Raw genomic sequence first — 16,303 nt, forward strand, 5'->3', positions numbered from 1 at the left:
GAGTGTGACGGGGCGATATTACGCGGTATTCACGAGGCTTGAGAACAAGAAAAGGACGCCGGCCGAAGCCAAACGTCCTTTTCTTTACAGCGTCACTGCGTGAAGCGTAGTCGAATGAGAATCAGCTCACTCGTTGTCGCTACCGGTGCTCATGGCAGCCTTGGCGGCTTCCTTGGAGTCCTGGTTCTTCACGTCGGAGTAAACGAAGCCGGTGTAATCCGGATGATCGTAGCCCTCGTCGACGGCGAACTGGAAGGCTTCGGTACGGAACTTCTCCAGCTTGTCGATGTCCTGAGCGTACTTGTCGGCGTCGAGGGTGCGGAGTACCTCGGCGGTCAGCTCGTAGCGATCCATGTCGTTGACGCGCACCATGTCGTAAGGCGTGGTGGTGGAGCCCTCTTCCTTGTAACCGTGAATGTTGAAGTTGTCGTGGTTCGGACGGTTGAAGATGATGGACTGGATGTCGTGGGCATAGGAGTGATACGCGAAGAGAACCGGCTTGTCTGCGGTGAAGAGCTCGGTGAACTCCTCGTCGCTCAGGGCCTCGTCGTTGTCCTTGGGGCTCTGCAGCTTCAGGATGTCAACAACATTGACGACCTTGAACTTGATGCCGTATTCCTTGAGCTTCTCGCTGGCGGCCATGATCTCCAGAGTGGGGACGTCGCCGACGCAGGCGAGCACTACCTGTGCTTCGTCGTTGTTCTTGGCGGTGGAGGCCCACTTCCACTCGGCAGCACCCTTCTCGAGCTCGGCACGAGCCTCATCGAGGGTGATCCAGGTGGCGGCAGGCTGCTTGCCGGCGAAGATGGCGTTGATCTTGTTGGTGGACTTGAAGGCCTTCTCGGCGACAGCCAGCAGCATGTTGGCGTCGGCGGGGAAGTACTCGGCCACAACGTGATCGTTGTTGAACGTCTTGTTCAGCAGGACGGAGCTCACGCCCGGATCCTGGTGGGAGAAGCCGTTGTGATCCTGACGCCACACGTGCGAGGAGATCAGCATGTTGATCGAAGCGACGGGCTTGCGCCACGGAATGTGACGAACCGTGGCCTCGAGCCACTTGGCGTGCTGGTTGAGCATGGAGTCGATCACATGAGCGAAGGACTCGTAGGTGCTCCAGATGCCGTGGCGGCCAGTGAGGACGTAGCCCTCGAGGAAGCCTTCCATCTGGTGCTCGGAGAGCTGCTCGACGACCTGGCCGGTGACAGCCATGTGCTCATCGGTCTGCTCGGAGAGATAGCCGTTGTCCCACTGCTTGTTGGTGACCTCATAAGCGGCCTGCAGACGGTTGGACGCGGTCTCGTCGGGTCCGAAGATGCGGAACGAATCCGGGTTCATCTTGATGATGTCGCGGGTGTAGTTGCCCAGCTGACGGGTGGCTTCGAGCTGACCCCAGCCATGGCCGTACTCCTTGACGCCCTTGACTTCGTAGGCGTCAAGCTCGGGGAGCTTCAGATCCTCGCGGATGCGGCCGCCGTTGGCGTTCGGGTTCTGGCCCAAGCGCAGCTCGCCCTGAGGCATGAAGTTCGTGACTTCGGGGCGAATCGCACCCTTGTCGTCGAAGAGCTCTTCCGGCTTGTAGGATTCCATCCAGCCCTTGAGGACCTGGAAGTGAGCCTCGGTGTCGCGGGCGCTGGCCAGCGGCACCTGGTGGGCGCGCCAGGAACCTTCGGTCTTCTTGCCGTCGATGTACTTCGGGCAGGTCCAGCCCTTCGGCGTGCGGAAGATGATCATCGGGTAGGTCGGACGATCCATGTCGTCGGTCTGCGCCTTGGCCTTGATGTCGCAGATCTTGTCGAAGACCTCTTCGAGCATGTCGGCGAAACGACGGTGGATGGACATGTGGTCCTCATCGTCGAAGCCTGCGACGAACTCGTAAGGCTCATAACCCATGCCGGAGAAGAACTCGTGGAGCTCCTCATCGGGGATACGGGCAAGAATGGACGGGTTGGCGATCTTGTAGCCGTTGAGGTGCAGGATCGGCAGCACGATGCCGTCGGTGCGCGGGTTGACGAGCTTGTTGGACTGCCAGCTGGTCGCCAGCGGGCCGGTCTCAGCTTCGCCGTCGCCGACCACTGCCGGGACGAAGAGGCTCGGGTTGTTCATGACGGCGCCGTAAGCGTGGCTCAGCGCATAGCCGAGTTCGCCGCCCTCATGGATGGAGCCTGGGGTCTCCGGAGCGAAGTGGGAAGGAATACCGCCCGGATAGGAGAACTGGCGGAAGAACTTCTGCAGTCCACCCTCATCCTTGGTGATGTTCGGATAGTACTCGGTGTAGGTGCCGTCGAGGTAGGACTGCGACGTGCCTGCAGGGCCGCCGTGGCCCGGGCCCATGATGAACACGGTGTTCTGCTGATGGTCCGCGATGAGGCGGTTGATGTGGCCGAACAGGAAGTTCAGGCCAGGGGTGGTGCCCCAGTGGCCCACGAGACGATACTTGACGTCCTTGCGGGTGAAGGGCTCCTTCATCAGAGGGTTGCTGCGCAGATAAATCTGACCGATGGAAAGATAGTTGGCGGTGCGCCAATACTTGTCGACTCCTTCGAGAGCCTCATCAGAAACCGGCTTGCCGAGCTTCTTCCACGGGGTGCCAATAACAGGACTAGTCATTTATGCTCCTGTACTCCTGTACACATTGTGTGCGATTGATTATTTTCTTCAGGCGCAAACCCTTGATATTATTGATGTTCAGGGTTCGTGCCCAATCGATGTTTACTTTACGTGGCGACTCAGACTTTTGGACGTTTTTTTGCTTCTATGTGTACTTCTGAGATATTTTTGTTGGATAATGTTGTATTCTACAAAAAATATGTTAGATTTCCGCACGTGAAAAAACGACTTATAAACGTTGCAATTGAGCCATAAACTCCGTTGTATCAACGCTTAGCGATGTTCGATTCACAGAAAATTCACGCGGCGTGTTGTTTTTTGTGATGTTGTTTTTTGTTTGTTCTGATATTGTTCAGGAAACACTTGATTTTGTCGCCTTGGGCCACGAGAATGGACACTACTTTATTAGTTTATACCGCCAATATACATAGGGAGAATCCATGGCAAAAGGTCCAGTGCTTGTCGTTGACTTCGGCGCGCAATACGCCCAGCTAATCGCACGGCGCGTGCGCGAGGCACATGTCTATTCTGAATTGGTGCCGCATTCCATGCCGGTGGATGAGATGTTGGCCAAGGATCCGAAGGCTATCATCCTCTCGGGCGGTCCTGCTTCTGTCTATGAGCCGGGTGCTCCCGACATCGACAAGAAGATTTTCGAGGCCGGGGTGCCGGTTCTGGGCATCTGCTACGGCTTCCAGGTCATGGCCAACGAGCTGGGTGGCAAGGTTGACAAGGCCGCGCTCGGGGAATACGGCAAGACCGAAGCCGTGATCGACGATGCTGAGGGCGTGCTCGCTGGTTCGCCGACCGAACAGACCACGTGGATGAGCCATGGTGTCGCCGTTGAGGAGGCACCGGAAGGCTTCAAAGTGCTGGCGCACACCGAAGGTGCTCCTGTGGCTGCAATGGAAGACGAGTCTCGCAAGCTTTATGGTGTTCAGTGGCATCCTGAAGTCAAGCATACCCCGCTTGGCAACGAACTGTTCTCCACGTTCCTGCACAAGTGCGCCGGTTTGCCCAGTGATTGGGACGCCGACAGCATCATCGACACGCAGGTGGAGAAGATTCGCGAAGAGGTCGGCGATGCCGAGGTCATCTGCGGACTATCGGGCGGTGTCGATTCCGCCGTTGCGGCGACCTTGGTGCATAAGGCCATTGGCGACCAGCTCACCTGCGTCTTCGTCGACCACGGCATGCTGCGCAAGGGTGAGGCCGAGCAGGTCCGCCACGATTTCGTCGATGCCACTGGCATCAAGCTGATCGAAGTCGATGCCTCCGAAGAGTTCCTGACGGCGCTGAAAGGCGTTACCGAGCCGGAACGCAAGCGCAAGATCATCGGTGAGAAATTCATCCGCACTTTCGAGAAGGCGCAAAAGCAGGTCTTGGAAGAGGCCGGTGCCCGTGGCAAGGAAGTCAAGTTCCTGGTCCAGGGCACGCTCTACCCGGACGTCGTCGAATCCGGCGGCGGGGACGGTGCGGCCAATATCAAGTCGCACCACAATGTTGGTGGTCTGCCCGATGACGTCAAGTTCAAGCTCATCGAGCCGCTGCGCAGCCTCTTCAAAGATGAGGTGCGTGCCATCGGCACCAAGCTCGGCCTGCCTGACAACATCGTGTGGCGCCAGCCGTTCCCGGGCCCGGGCTTGGGCATCCGCATCATCGGCGAAGTCACCAAGGAACGTCTTGACCTGTTGCGTGAGGCCGATGCCATCGCCCGTGAGGAGATGACCAAGGCAGGTCTCGACCGCGACATCTGGCAGTGCCCTGTGGTGCTGCTCGCCAACGTCCATTCCGTGGGCGTACAGGGTGACGAACGTACCTATGGCTCGCCGATTGTGCTGCGCCCGATTTCTTCGGATGACGCGATGACCGCCGACTGGTACCGTCTGCCTTACGATGTGCTGGCCACGATTTCCACGCGTATCACGAACGAATGCCGCGGCATCAACCGCGTGGTGCTTGATTGCACCTCCAAGCCGCCGGCCACCATCGAATGGGAGTGACGGCAGCGCAATCTCGCCGACATATCTAAAGGGTGGCGAATCCAAGGCGGCGTCTCAGCTAGAAACTGAGGCGCCGCCTTTTATGTTGATGAGCGAGGGTCAAATTCGATGTTGTCGTGTGGAACATGGTGTTGCGATTGGGGCCTATGAAACGGCTGGCAGACACCAGTTGTGCGACGAATCTCATAGCTTCTGCGCGCTCACATTGCTAAAATAGATTATTTGGGTTCAAAAGTGTCAGTATTGGCATATCGAACTTTTATACATCCTATGGAAAGGAACGGTTAGGTGAGCAAGGGCAAACGTACATGGCTGATAGTGCTGGGTCTGGTATTGGCAGGGGCCAATCTGCGTCTTCCCATCACGATGATGCCGCCGATTCTGCCGGAGCTTGAAGCGCAGATCGGTCTGCCTTCCGCATTGGCGGGTCTGCTGACCACGATTCCGCTGCTGGCCTTTGCTGTCGCTTCGCCGTTCATGGGCAAGGCAGGTGCCAAACACGGTAACGGCACTGTTTTGTGCATGTCTTTGGCTGTGCTGTGCATCGGCAGTTATTTCCGTATCGTGCCTTCGACAGCGGCGCTCTTGATTGGTACAGTGGCTGTCGGTATCGGTATCGCTGGAGGCAATGTGCTGCTGCCGGCTGTTATCAAAGAATCGTTTCCTGACAGTACCGCATCAAAAACGACCCTGTATACCACGACCATGGGTTTGGTGGCCTCATTGGGCACAGCGACTTCGGGGGTAATTGCCTCGCATGTAAGTGTTCGAGGCAGCATGGGGCTGTTCTCGCTGGTAGGCCCGGTTGCGCTGGTGGTTTGGCTTGTCATCGTGATGGTTTCGAGGAATTCGAAACAGGCCGGCAAAGGGCTGAAGAACGCGGCGGATCGTCCGATGATGGATAAAAGCCCATGGCGCTCGCCGTTGGCATGGGTCATTTTGTTGTATTTTGGCCTTCAGTCCATCCTCTATTATTCATTGGTGACTTGGCTGCCGGCCATGCTCAAAGCCGTGGGATTCAGCGCGGTGGCCGCCGGAAATCTGGCGACGTTGTTCCAGTTGTGTGGTCTGCCGCTGACGTTGTTGACACCGACACTTGCCGAGCGTCGGCACGGTCTAGCGATTGTCAACGTCATCGTCGGTGCTGGATTCGGCGTCGGCTTACTTGGACTGATGCTTTCCGGATCAAATATGGCGGTCGTCGTCGTTGCGATTGTGCTGATGGGGTTTGCCACGGCCGCGGCATTCAGCATCTGCGTGGTCTTCTTCCAGAAAAGGACCTCGTCGGCCGATGATACGGCCCGGCTTTCCGGCATGGCGCAGTCGGGTGGCTATATCATCGCAGCCATCGGCCCGGTCGCCTTTGGCGCACTGAATGGTGTCGTGGGCTCATGGATGCCGGTGAAACTGCTCATGATTGCCATTACTGCAGTATTGTTCGTCGCCGGTGTCGTCATCATCCGTCATCATGATATTTACGAGGGATTAGACTAGATGTGTTACACCTCAATGTGAAAGGCTTGAACCAATGACGATTCTTACTGATACCTATACCCTGAATAACGGCGTGCGCATTCCGAAGATCGGATTCGGCACCTGGCAGATTCCCGATGGGGAAGTGGCCTATGATTCGGTGCGTATGGCACTTGAATCCGGCTACCGACATGTTGACACGGCTTATGTCTATGGCAACGAACGCAGTGTCGGACGCGCCATCCGCGAGTCGGGGATTGACCGTGACGAGATTTTCGTGACTTCGAAACTCCCGGCAGAGGTGAAGCAGGCGGATGAAGTGTTGCCGCATTTCGAGCAGACCATGGAGAATCTTGGTCTCGATACGCTCGATCTTTACCTGATTCATGCGCCTTGGCCTTGGAACCACGCCGGCACGATGCGCATGGACGATGAGAATCTGGCCGTATGGGGCGAGATGGAGAAGCTTTACCGTTCCGGTCGCGTTCGCGCCATCGGTGTGTCGAATTTTGACGACCATGATCTGAAGAACATCCTTGACCATTGCGAAGTGACACCTGCTGCCAATCAGATGCAGTATTATATCGGCGCCACTGAGCCAAGAAACCGCACGTTCTCACAGTCTCATGGTTTGCTGATTGAAGCCTATTCGCCGCTGGCTACTGGCGGGTTGCTCAGTAATCCTGAACTGCAAGCAATGGCTGAAAAGTATGGGGTTTCCACCGCTCAGTTGGCAATCAGATTCTGCCTGCAGAATGGTGTGCTTCCGCTGCCCAAGGCGACGCATCGCGAACATATTGAGGCCAACGCACAAGTTGATTTCACCATTGAGAACGCTGACATGACCACGTTAAACGGGTTTGCTGACCAAGACCCTGACAGGCACAATCCCAGCCAGCGCTGAGTGCTCGGCAATGCTATATGTATCTAGTCTCAATCACGAACGCCGGAACCATCGATGAGGGATAGTTCCGGCGTTCGCAAATTCAAGTCAATAAAAGGCGTTACCTTGATGACTTAATAACCTTAGTGTTTCACGGTTGAATCGTCTCAAGCAGCGCTTTGATTTCCGTATTTCGGCGTGTGACGTCCATGTCCTTGTTCTGGAACAGTTCAAGAATCTGACGAGTGGTGGCAAGGGTGTCTTCGTCACGGTCGGCGGCGTCGGTGAACGTGGCGATGTTGAGGAAGGACTCGATGGAATGAGGATCATTTTCCTGAACAGCCCTTTGGATAAGTCCTCTGACCATCAGCTTGAAGTTGCGAGAGCTTTTCTGATTGGCCCTGCGACGTTCGAAATACGGCAGGAACAGAGCGACCAACACTGCCGCGGTCTCTGCAACTGCAGTGGCCCATTCCGCGATTGATCCGATTTCCATGATAGATAGCCTTCTTTTGTCGAGATATCGAAACGTAATGAAGTGTTGCACTGTTATCGGACAAGGTGGGGAACGTCTGTATTGAATCTCATCGGGGAAGAAGTGCAATGATGAATATTCGCAATCGGTAATGCCGTGAACACAAAAGCGTGGTTAAAATATATGAGTAAGCATTCTTATTTCAAGGAAGGAATCAATATGGACGAGAAAGAAGCCATGGACCTGCTGCGCAAGTTCGTCGGACTCCATACCGAAAACGGCAACGAGAAGGTCGTCGCCGATGAAATCAAGGCGATTTTCGACAAGGCGGGCATTCCCTGCAAGGTGATTCCGCTCGAGGAAGACCCGACCCGCGCCAACCTCGTCGCCGAACTTGGCCACGGAGAGCCGGTTCTCGGCATCACCGGTCATATGGACACGGTTTCGGCACAGCAGGAAGGCTGGAAGACCGATCCGTTCGAGGTCACCGAAGACGGCGATCTGGTCTACGGTCGTGGCGTGACCGATATGAAGGCCGGTCTTGCCGCCATGGTCTTTGCCATGCTCAATCTGAAAAAGCATGAGGATCAGATGCACGGCACCGTGCGTTTCCTGGTCACCGCCGGTGAAGAGGTCGGTATGCCGGGCGCCACTGCCATGCAGGCTCAAGGCTATATGGAGGGCGTCGAGGCGCTGCTGGTCGGCGAACCTTCCGGCTACAACATCGTCTACGCCACCAAGGGCGAGCTCAACCTCAACATCGATATGAAGGGCAAGGCTGCGCACAGCTCGACTCCGGCCCTCGGCATCAACGCCGTGGAGAACCTGCTCGAGTTCCTCGACGTCATCTCCAAGCGCATCAAGGCCGCCGCTGCAGGCAAGAGCAACCCGGACCTCGGCGACACCGTCTACAACATCGACGTCATCCGCGGCGGCCAGCAGGTCAACGCGATTCCCGAATCGGCCAGCGCCGAAATCAACATCCGCATCATCCCCGAATTCAGCAACAAGGAGATCCTCGCGATTCTCGACGAGGAAGTGGATAAGTTCAACAAGAGCCACAAGGCGACCGTTTCCTACACGGTGGGCATGGATATCATCCCGGTCATCGGACCCAAGGACGCCAAGCTTGTCGACATCGTCAAGTCGGTGGGTGAACGCCATTTGAAGGAACAGGGCAAGTCTGCCGAGATTCCGATGTTTGGCGTTTCCGGCGGCACCGACGGCAGCGTGCTGCTGCTCGACAGCCCCAAGGACACGGCCTACGTGATGTTCGGACCGGGCAACGACACGATGCATTGCGTCAACGAGAGCCTGCCGAAGGCGATGTACCTCGACTTCATCGGCATTTATCAGGAGATCATCGACGAGTACATGGGCATCGAAAAGTAGTTTCTGCCTGTGAACTTTGCTTTCGCTGGTCTTCCTGATTGGCTGAGACAAGGCGAATAAAATTGATAGGGCCTCACCGAATATGAATTTCGGTGAGGCCCTGTTGTATTTGTATTGGTTTCTTTACTGGTTCTCTTCTTCGGAATCGGTATGCGTATTGACCAGGAAATGTTCTTCGCTGGGCAGTGTGGCATTGAGGATGACTGCGACCACGAACGAAACGGCGATGCAGTTGGTGGCGAAGATCGATTGGAACAGCTGCGGGAAGTGGGCGAAGATGCCGCCGACCTGCGTGAATCCGATGCCGATGGTCAACGAAAGCGCTGCGATGGTGGTGTTGCGCTGGCTGAAGCCCGCTTCGGCTATCATCTGGAAGCCGGAGAGGATGATATTGCCGAACATCATGATGGTGCAGCCGCCGAGCACGGCCTGGGGCATGGAGTTGAACAGCTGCGCCACGCCGGGAACAAAGCTGGCGAGGATGAGGATTAGACCGCCGGAGAGAATGACTTTGCGGTTGACCACCTTGGTGACGGCGACAAGGCCGATATTCTGGGCGAATGAGGTCAACGGCAGACAGCCGAACAATCCGGAAATCGTGGAGATAAGGCCGTCGCCGGCGATGGCTCCCGAAGTCTCCTTGTCGGTAGGCAGACGGTTCAGACCGACCTGCGAAAGCGCTGCGGTGTCACCCAAAACCTCAACGGAAGAGACGACGTAAAGCAGAGCGAAGGAGATGATTGAACCGGCATCGAAAGTCGGGGTAAACGGCATGAAGTGGGGGACGCTCACGATTTGCAAATGTTGGAAGCCGGAGAAATCGACCTTGCCGAAGAAGATGGCGACGATATAGCCCACAACGAGGCCGAAAAGGATGGACAGCTGTTTGATGGTGCCTTTCATCAACAATTGGAACGCGAGACAGGCGATCAGTGAGATAAGACCCAGCGTGAGGTTCTGCCAGCTGCCAAAGTCCTTGGCTCCGGCGCCGCCACCGAACGAGGAGGCGCCGGTGGAAAGCAGCGAGAACCCGATTGAGGTCACGACGATGGCGGATACGATCGGTGGTACGTATTTCTTCCAAAATTGCGCCGTCAGGCCGAGAACCAGCTCAAGCAGGCCGCCAATGATGACGGCTCCGACGAGTGCCCCGTAACCTTGTTTGCTGACGATGGCGGTGGCCGCAGCGACGTAGGTGAAGGAAATGCCGGTGACCATGGGCAGGCGGCTGCCGACGCGCCAGAGCGGATAGAGCTGCAAGCAGGTGCCGAGGCCGGCAACGAGCAGACCATTCTGGATGATCATCGCGGATTGTGCCGGCGTCAGGTGCGCCGCGCCCGTCACCAGGAAGATCGGGGCGAGGTTGGCGACGAACATGGCCATGACATGTTGCAGGCCGAAGGGGACACCGCGCCAGAAAGAGATCTGGCCGTTGAGGCTGGTCAGAGCCTCTTGGGTGCTGGGTCTGTGTCGAGACGAAGCGTTGGTCTGTGAACCGTTCTCGTTTCGTTTGCGCCAAGGCAGATGGGCAGACAGTCCGGAAGTCGGATTTTTGCCGGATTCGGCCTGCGCAGATGACGATGTCGGTGCGGTTTTTGCGGTAGCCGATTGCTCATCGTTTGATGGATTGATATTCGACGATTCTGCATCATTTTGGATGCTATGCTGATCAGTGCTCAAAGGGTCTCTTTTCCTGATGAAATTGAGATAGTGCTGATGTTGTGCATTGTACGCCTTGTGCAGGCAGCATGTTTTTAGGTGTTTCTTGATGATTCCGTCGTTGCTTTTCGACCAGAGAGGTACAGAATGGCAGACTTGGTTATTCGATATTAGCGCTCGATCGTTATGCGTGGCCATTGCTCACGGCAATACGCAATGTGACTGGCGAAACGAATGACAGTAGTAGGGGCCACCTGGCTTGAATATTGTCAGGTGGCCCCTACTGATGAAGACTGCTGATTGAGTCTACAGCAACGATGGAATCATCACTCGAACTCGATGGTGCCTTTGTCGCCATCCATGGATTCGACGATGGCGAGTGAGGCGACATCGTATCCGGCCTCGCGCAGTTCCTTGCCGCCGCGCTGGAAGCCTTTTTCGATGGCGATGCCGATGCCTTCAATAACGACCCCGGCTTCGTTGCAGATATCGATAAGGCCGTGCATGGCCTTGCCATTGGCGAGAAAATCGTCGATGAGCAGGACATGCTCGCCTTCGTTCAGGAAACGCTTGGAGACGATGACCGGGAATTCCTTCTGCTTGGTGTATGAATAGACGCGTGCGGTGTACTGGTCGCCATCGAGATTAATGGACTGGGTCTTCTTGGCGAAGACAACCGGAACGTTGCCGAAATGCTGCGCCACAATGCAGGCAATGCCGATGCCGCTGGCTTCGATAGTCAGGATTTTGTCGATCTTCTTGCCTTCGAAGATTCGTGCCCATTCCTCGCCCATGTGGTTGAAGAGCGTCACGTCGCACTGGTGATTGAGGAAGGCATCGACCTTGAGTACATCGCCCGGCTTAACAGTTCCGTCCCGACGAATCCTGTCTTCAAGTTCCTTCATATCGTCCTCTCGTTTCCGTCGGTAGGTTTCTAGCGATGCCCCTCGCAACGCGCATATATGGTCTACGAGCATAATATCTGGATTTGACGTTCTGAAAAGCTATTGGAAAGTAATAAAGATATATCTTTTTCGTTTACTCTTTAATGGCTCTACACAGAATAAAAGGCAATACTGGTTTTGATTCGATTTTGACCAGGTATTTGTAATTTTCCAAGTTGCTGTTGGCAAGCTGACGGCGTTAACATGCTGATTCCTGTTGGTCTCACGTTATTCGATGACAACTCTTTGTGATAGAAATGAAGTCTTATGACAGGCGGGTGAACTCGAATTGAGGCTCCCGTAAAACGGCTTTTTCGAAGGGAACAGGTGTGGCACAGGATCCGGATTTGATTGCACGAAGCGCCGAGGAATTGGTCGGTGATCTCAACGAGCAGCAGGCCAAGGCAGTGCAATACCGTGGGCCGGCCCTGCTCATCGGTGCAGGGGCCGGATCAGGCAAGACTCGTGTGCTCACCCGCCGTGTGGCGTGGATTCTTTCGCAGTTCGGCGCATGGCCTAGTCAGATTCTGGCCATCACCTTCACCAACAAGGCCGCAGCCGAGATGCGTGAACGCTTGGAAACACTGATCGGGCCGGTGGCGGAACGCATGTGGATTTCGACCTTCCATTCCGCCTGCGTGCGTATTCTGCGTCGCGACGGCAAGGCCATCGGCCTCAATTCCGGCTTCTCCATTTATGACAGTGCCGACAGCCAGCGGCTCGTGAAACTTATCGCCACCAGTCTCAACATCGATCTGAAGCGTTATACACCCCGTGCGATTCTGGGCCAGATTTCCGACTACAAGAACAAACTGGTCGGCTGGAAGGAACTGCTCAAAACCTATGCGCCGGACTATACGCCCGGTCAGCAGGGCTACCAGCTCGGGCGTTACGACAATGCCGAGGCCCTTTACGCCGTTGTCTACTCGGAATACCAGCATCGTCTTGCCGCCGCGAACGCCGTCGATTTCGACGATCTGATTGTGCGCACCGTCGAGTTGCTGCACGACCATCCAGAAGTCGCGGATTATTATCATCACAAATTCCGTTACATCCTGGTCGATGAGTACCAGGACACCAACCATGCCCAGTATCAGCTGGTGCGTGAGCTTTCCGGTATCGACGACCCGAATCGTCCGGCCATGGGGTCGGCAGCAGGCAACCAGCAGGCCGCAGGACGCGAAGGTCCGGCTTGGGTCACCGTCGTGGGTGATTCCGACCAGTCCATCTACGCCTTCCGTGGCGCCGACATCAGCAACATCCAGGACTTTGAGAAGGACTTCCCGGGCGCGTTGACCATCATGCTGGAGCAGAACTACCGTTCCACGCAGACTATCCTCGATGCGGCCAATGCCGTCATTGCCAAGAACACCGGTCGCAAGCCCAAGAAGCTCTGGACCGCACTGGGCAAGGGGGAGCCGATCGTCGGTTACGCGGCCGACAATGCCCAGCAGGAAGGTGCTTGGATCGCCAACGAGATTGCCAACCTGCGTACCGAGAACGGATACCGCTATTCCGACATGGCCATCATGTACCGTGCCAATGCGCAGTCCCGTGCGCTTGAGGAGGCGCTGATCAACGCCGGAATTCCTTACCAGCTGGTCGGCGGTACGAAGTTCTACGAGCGCCGTGAGGTCAAGGATGCCATCGCCTATCTGCAGGCCATCACCAATCCGGCCGACAGTGTCAACATGCGTCGTATCATGAACACCCCAAAACGTGGGCTTGGTGCCCGTGCAGAATCCATGGTTGCGGGCTTCGCCGAAGCGCATAACGTGCCTTTCTGGAACGCTATCCAGCAGATGGACCAGATTCCTGACCTGCCCACCCGCACCCGTACCAAGCTTGGCGAATTCCGTGACCTGATGAGCGGACTGATGCAGTTCGCAGCCGACCATGATTCCAAACCTTCCGAGATTGTGGCGGAAGTGCTCAACCAATCCAAACTGCTTGAAGAGCTGCAGCGTTCCACCGACCCGCAGGACGAGTCGCGCGTCGAGAACCTTTCGCAGTTGCAGTCCGTGGCCGCTGAGTTCGAACAGAAGACCCCGGATGCCACGCTTTCCGGATTCCTTGAGACCACAGCGTTGGTCGCCGACTCAGACCAGCTGCCTGGCGAGGGGGAGGACTCGGGCAAGGTCACGCTGATGACCCTGCACACGGCCAAGGGACTCGAATATCCGGTCGTGTTCCTCACGGGCATGGAACAGGGCACGTTCCCGCATTCGCGCTCGCTGGAAGACGAGCAGGAGCTGAGTGAGGAACGTCGCTTGGCCTACGTTGGCATCACCCGCGCCAAGCAGCGGCTTTATGTTACTCGTGCCGCCGTGCGCTCGCAGTGGGGGCAGGCCAACGATATGATGCCCAGCCAGTTCCTTGACGAGATTCCCGATGAACTCATCGAATGGAAGCGTCGCGAGGCTGGCGTGGAACGCATGCGTTCCGGCTGGAGTTCTGGTGGCGACGGCGATTTCGACGACGAGTTCGGTGGCTGGGACGATGACGATGACTTCTCTGCTGGTTCCACGTTCGGCAACTCGGGTTCGTCCTCTTACGGCGGTTCACGTGGTTCCGGCCATTCTGGTTACGGCTCTTCGTATGGTGCGCATTCAGGTTACGGCTCATCTAATGGTTCCCGTTCTGGTTCGTCGTATGGCTCGCGCTCCAGTTCACATTCCCTATATGGCTCTGGTTCCAACTACCGCAGTTCGTCATCGCATTCAGGTTACGGTTCGCATTCATCCGGTGGGTCCTCTTACGGCTCACGTTCTGGTTATGGCTCATCCTCGTATGGTTCCGGTTCTCATACCCGCGGTGGCAAAGTGACCACACGGCGGACCGCACCCAAATCCGCTTCGCGTTCGGTGCCTGCATCGGCCCTCAAAAAAGACAACAAGCTCGATATCTCCGATTTCAATATCGGCGACAAGATCACTCACGACCAGTACGGTTTGGGTACGGTCGTTGACACTCAGGACAAGGGACGCAACTCGATCATCACGGTCGACTTCGGTTCTGACGGCGTCAAACGCCTGATGCTTCGTGTCGCTCCGATTGAAAAGCTGTGAATGAATTTCTGGGCTTTTGCAGGAAAGCCCTAAGCGTTCGAGCCTTTGAACTCTAAAGGGACTCGTGGTTCGTTTCAAGTAATGGCCTACATTGTTTTGCACAATGTAGGCCATTTTTCGTTTGACCATGTTCATGAAAAATGTTGATTCCGTCGTACTTTAGAGAGAACAAAAGTTCAACCTCAAAACTTTACATTTGTAAAAAAGGTGATACGCTAACAATTGTTCGGCCGATGAGACCGGATTGCAGTCACAAAACTTTTTAATGGCGAAAGGATTTGTATATGGACGAACAAGAGAGTTTCCAAGGCAATTACATTCAATGGCTTGGTGCAGAATTTAAGAAGATCAATCTGGTTGCTACGATAATCTGGTTCTTTGGCATTGGATTCCAGACGGCGCTGTTGGTCACCAACCCCATCACATGGCAGGCTATCATCACTTATCTGGCGACTGTGGTCGGCTTGGGTTGTACTGTCTACATGATGGTGGGTGCACCTATTAACGGGCTTCTCGGCTTGATCAGTGCCTTTGGCTTCATAACGGTTAATCTATTTGCTCACCATTGGTGGAGCGTCGTCGATCAGATTATCTTCGCATGCGCCATCGATATCCCTCTGATGATGAAGTGGAGGACTTGGGGCGAAGATTTCGGCGCAAAGGTTCGCAAACTGCATCTCAAGGGTTGGATGGTCACCATCGCGGCCATCGTCGTCGAATGGATTATTCTCTTCCAGGTTGCCCGTATCCTCAAGGATTCTCAGCCGGCAGTCGATGCCCTCGTGCTTTCCTTCGGAGCTACGGCTTCGGTGCTGTGCGTGATGCATGTTTCCAACACCTACACTCTGTGGCTCGCTGAAGATATTGTCAACGTTATCCTTTGGTTCTATGCGCTCAAGGATGGCTACAGCCCTTCAGCTCTGCCGATGCTCATCAGCACGCTCATGTATACTGCCACCGCGATTTACGGACAGTTCTTCAGCATCTGGCATAAGGCAGGCAAAGCCAACGGAGAAGTTGCTCTAGAGAAATAATTTTTGATTGAGCCGCTCATTGAAGATGATGAAGTATTCGTCCTTTACACTAAAGTGGCTCTGTTTTCATTCAACAAGATTAGGGATAGATAAAATGAACAAATCAACACTGGCCAAGTACATCGATCACACCTACCTCAAGGCTAATGCGACCAAGGCGGATATCCTCCAGACCTGTGCCGAAGCCAAGCAATACAACACAGCTTCCGTGTGTGTCAACGCCTATTGGGCTGCATTAGTGACCGAACAGCTGGCCGGCACCGACATCAACACGTGCTGCGTCGTCGGCTTCCCGCTCGGAGCGACAAGCACCGCCTCCAAGGTTTATGAAGCTCAGCAGGCGATCAAGGACGGCGCCGAGGAAATCGACATGGTCATCAACATCGGCGAGCTGATCGCCGGCGAGGACAACAATGTCGAAGCCGACATCAAGGCCGTTGCCGATGCCGTACACGCTTCCGGTAAGCTTCTGAAGGTCATCATCGAGACCTCGTTCCTCGACCACGACCAGAAGGTGCGTGCCTGCCAGCTCAGTGAAAAGGCGGGTGCCGATTTCGTCAAGACCTCCACCGGTTTCAGCTCGGCCGGAGCCAAGGCTGAGGATGTCGCGTTGATGCGCCAGACCGTTGGCGATCGTTTGGGTGTCAAGGCGTCCGGCGGTATTCACAGCTATGAGGATGCCATGAGGATGATTGAAGCTGGCGCCAGCCGTCTGGGTGTCAGCGCGACCGTCAAGATTCTTGAAGGAGCCGAAGAGGACTGATC

At 55.7% G+C, this 16,303-nt stretch carries 11 protein-coding genes; 7 read left to right on the forward strand and 4 right to left on the reverse strand.

What is annotated here, in order from left to right; genetic code table 11:
* Nucleotides 1-126: 126 nt before the first annotated feature.
* Nucleotides 127-2,607, reverse strand: a complete 2,481-nt coding sequence (locus OZX57_RS03740) for a phosphoketolase (protein ID WP_277162765.1) — start codon at nt 2,605-2,607, stop codon at nt 127-129.
* Between the two features lie 440 nt (nt 2,608-3,047).
* Between OZX57_RS03740 and guaA the strand changes: the two genes are divergently transcribed.
* The 3 genes from guaA to OZX57_RS03755 all read left to right on the forward strand — a co-directional run bounded on the left by guaA (nt 3,048) and on the right by OZX57_RS03755 (nt 6,987).
* Nucleotides 3,048-4,610 carry a glutamine-hydrolyzing GMP synthase gene (gene guaA, locus OZX57_RS03745; protein ID WP_277162766.1) on the forward strand — a complete coding sequence of 521 codons (1,563 nt, stop codon included), beginning with the start codon at nt 3,048-3,050 and terminating at the stop codon, nt 4,608-4,610.
* Between the two features lie 288 nt (nt 4,611-4,898).
* Entirely contained in the window at nt 4,899-6,104 is a 1,206-nt protein-coding gene (locus tag OZX57_RS03750) for an MFS transporter (protein WP_277162767.1), read from the forward strand.
* A gap of 34 nt (nt 6,105-6,138) precedes the next feature.
* Nucleotides 6,139-6,987: an aldo/keto reductase gene (locus tag OZX57_RS03755; protein WP_277162768.1), complete on the forward strand. Its 849-nt coding sequence runs from the start codon at nt 6,139-6,141 to the stop codon at nt 6,985-6,987.
* Nucleotides 6,988-7,117: 130 nt separating this feature from the next.
* Here OZX57_RS03755 and OZX57_RS03760 read toward each other — a convergent pair whose 3' ends face one another.
* Nucleotides 7,118-7,462 (reverse strand): hypothetical protein, encoded by a 345-nt coding sequence (locus tag OZX57_RS03760; RefSeq protein ID WP_277162769.1) that lies wholly within the window; start codon nt 7,460-7,462, stop codon nt 7,118-7,120.
* Nucleotides 7,463-7,660: 198 nt separating this feature from the next.
* Between OZX57_RS03760 and OZX57_RS03765 the strand changes: the two genes are divergently transcribed.
* Entirely contained in the window at nt 7,661-8,833 is a 1,173-nt protein-coding gene (locus OZX57_RS03765) for an ArgE/DapE family deacylase (protein WP_277162770.1), read from the forward strand.
* A gap of 123 nt (nt 8,834-8,956) precedes the next feature.
* Here the strand turns inward: OZX57_RS03765 and OZX57_RS03770 are convergent, their stop codons facing one another.
* Nucleotides 8,957-10,279, reverse strand: a complete 1,323-nt coding sequence (locus OZX57_RS03770) for a nucleobase:cation symporter-2 family protein (protein WP_277162927.1) — start codon at nt 10,277-10,279, stop codon at nt 8,957-8,959.
* A gap of 539 nt (nt 10,280-10,818) precedes the next feature.
* Nucleotides 10,819-11,397 (reverse strand): xanthine phosphoribosyltransferase, encoded by a 579-nt coding sequence (locus tag OZX57_RS03775; RefSeq protein WP_277162771.1) that lies wholly within the window; start codon nt 11,395-11,397, stop codon nt 10,819-10,821.
* A 368-nt stretch (nt 11,398-11,765) separates the two neighbouring features.
* Between OZX57_RS03775 and OZX57_RS03780 the strand changes: the two genes are divergently transcribed.
* The 3 genes from OZX57_RS03780 (at nt 11,766) to deoC (ending at nt 16,301) form a co-directional block, all read left to right on the forward strand.
* On the forward strand, nt 11,766-14,504 hold the full coding sequence (locus OZX57_RS03780; protein ID WP_277162772.1) for a UvrD-helicase domain-containing protein: 2,739 nt from the start codon (nt 11,766-11,768) through the stop codon (nt 14,502-14,504).
* A gap of 284 nt (nt 14,505-14,788) precedes the next feature.
* Complete coding sequence (pnuC, locus tag OZX57_RS03785; RefSeq protein WP_277162773.1) at nt 14,789-15,538, forward strand: nicotinamide riboside transporter PnuC; 750 nt, start codon at nt 14,789-14,791, stop codon at nt 15,536-15,538.
* A gap of 94 nt (nt 15,539-15,632) precedes the next feature.
* Complete coding sequence (deoC, locus tag OZX57_RS03790; protein ID WP_277162774.1) at nt 15,633-16,301, forward strand: deoxyribose-phosphate aldolase; 669 nt, start codon at nt 15,633-15,635, stop codon at nt 16,299-16,301.
* The last annotated feature ends 2 nt before the right edge of the window (nt 16,302-16,303 follow it).

This window comes from Bifidobacterium sp. ESL0682 (assembly GCF_029392815.1).
Classification (GTDB): domain Bacteria; phylum Actinomycetota; class Actinomycetes; order Actinomycetales; family Bifidobacteriaceae; genus Bifidobacterium.

Bases quoted from the DNA above. Each gene is read 5' to 3' on its own strand.
- OZX57_RS03740 (WP_277162765.1), bottom strand. From the start codon at position 2,607: ATGACTAGTCCTGTTATTGGCACCCCGTGGAAGAAGCTCGGCAAGCCG.
- guaA (WP_277162766.1), top strand. From the start codon at position 3,048: ATGGCAAAAGGTCCAGTGCTTGTCGTTGACTTCGGCGCGCAATACGCC.
- OZX57_RS03755 (WP_277162768.1), top strand. From the start codon at position 6,139: ATGACGATTCTTACTGATACCTATACCCTGAATAACGGCGTGCGCATT.
- OZX57_RS03760 (WP_277162769.1), bottom strand. From the start codon at position 7,462: ATGGAAATCGGATCAATCGCGGAATGGGCCACTGCAGTTGCAGAGACC.
- OZX57_RS03765 (WP_277162770.1), top strand. From the start codon at position 7,661: ATGGACGAGAAAGAAGCCATGGACCTGCTGCGCAAGTTCGTCGGACTC.
- OZX57_RS03775 (WP_277162771.1), bottom strand. From the start codon at position 11,397: ATGAAGGAACTTGAAGACAGGATTCGTCGGGACGGAACTGTTAAGCCG.
- pnuC (WP_277162773.1), top strand. From the start codon at position 14,789: ATGGACGAACAAGAGAGTTTCCAAGGCAATTACATTCAATGGCTTGGT.
- deoC (WP_277162774.1), top strand. From the start codon at position 15,633: ATGAACAAATCAACACTGGCCAAGTACATCGATCACACCTACCTCAAG.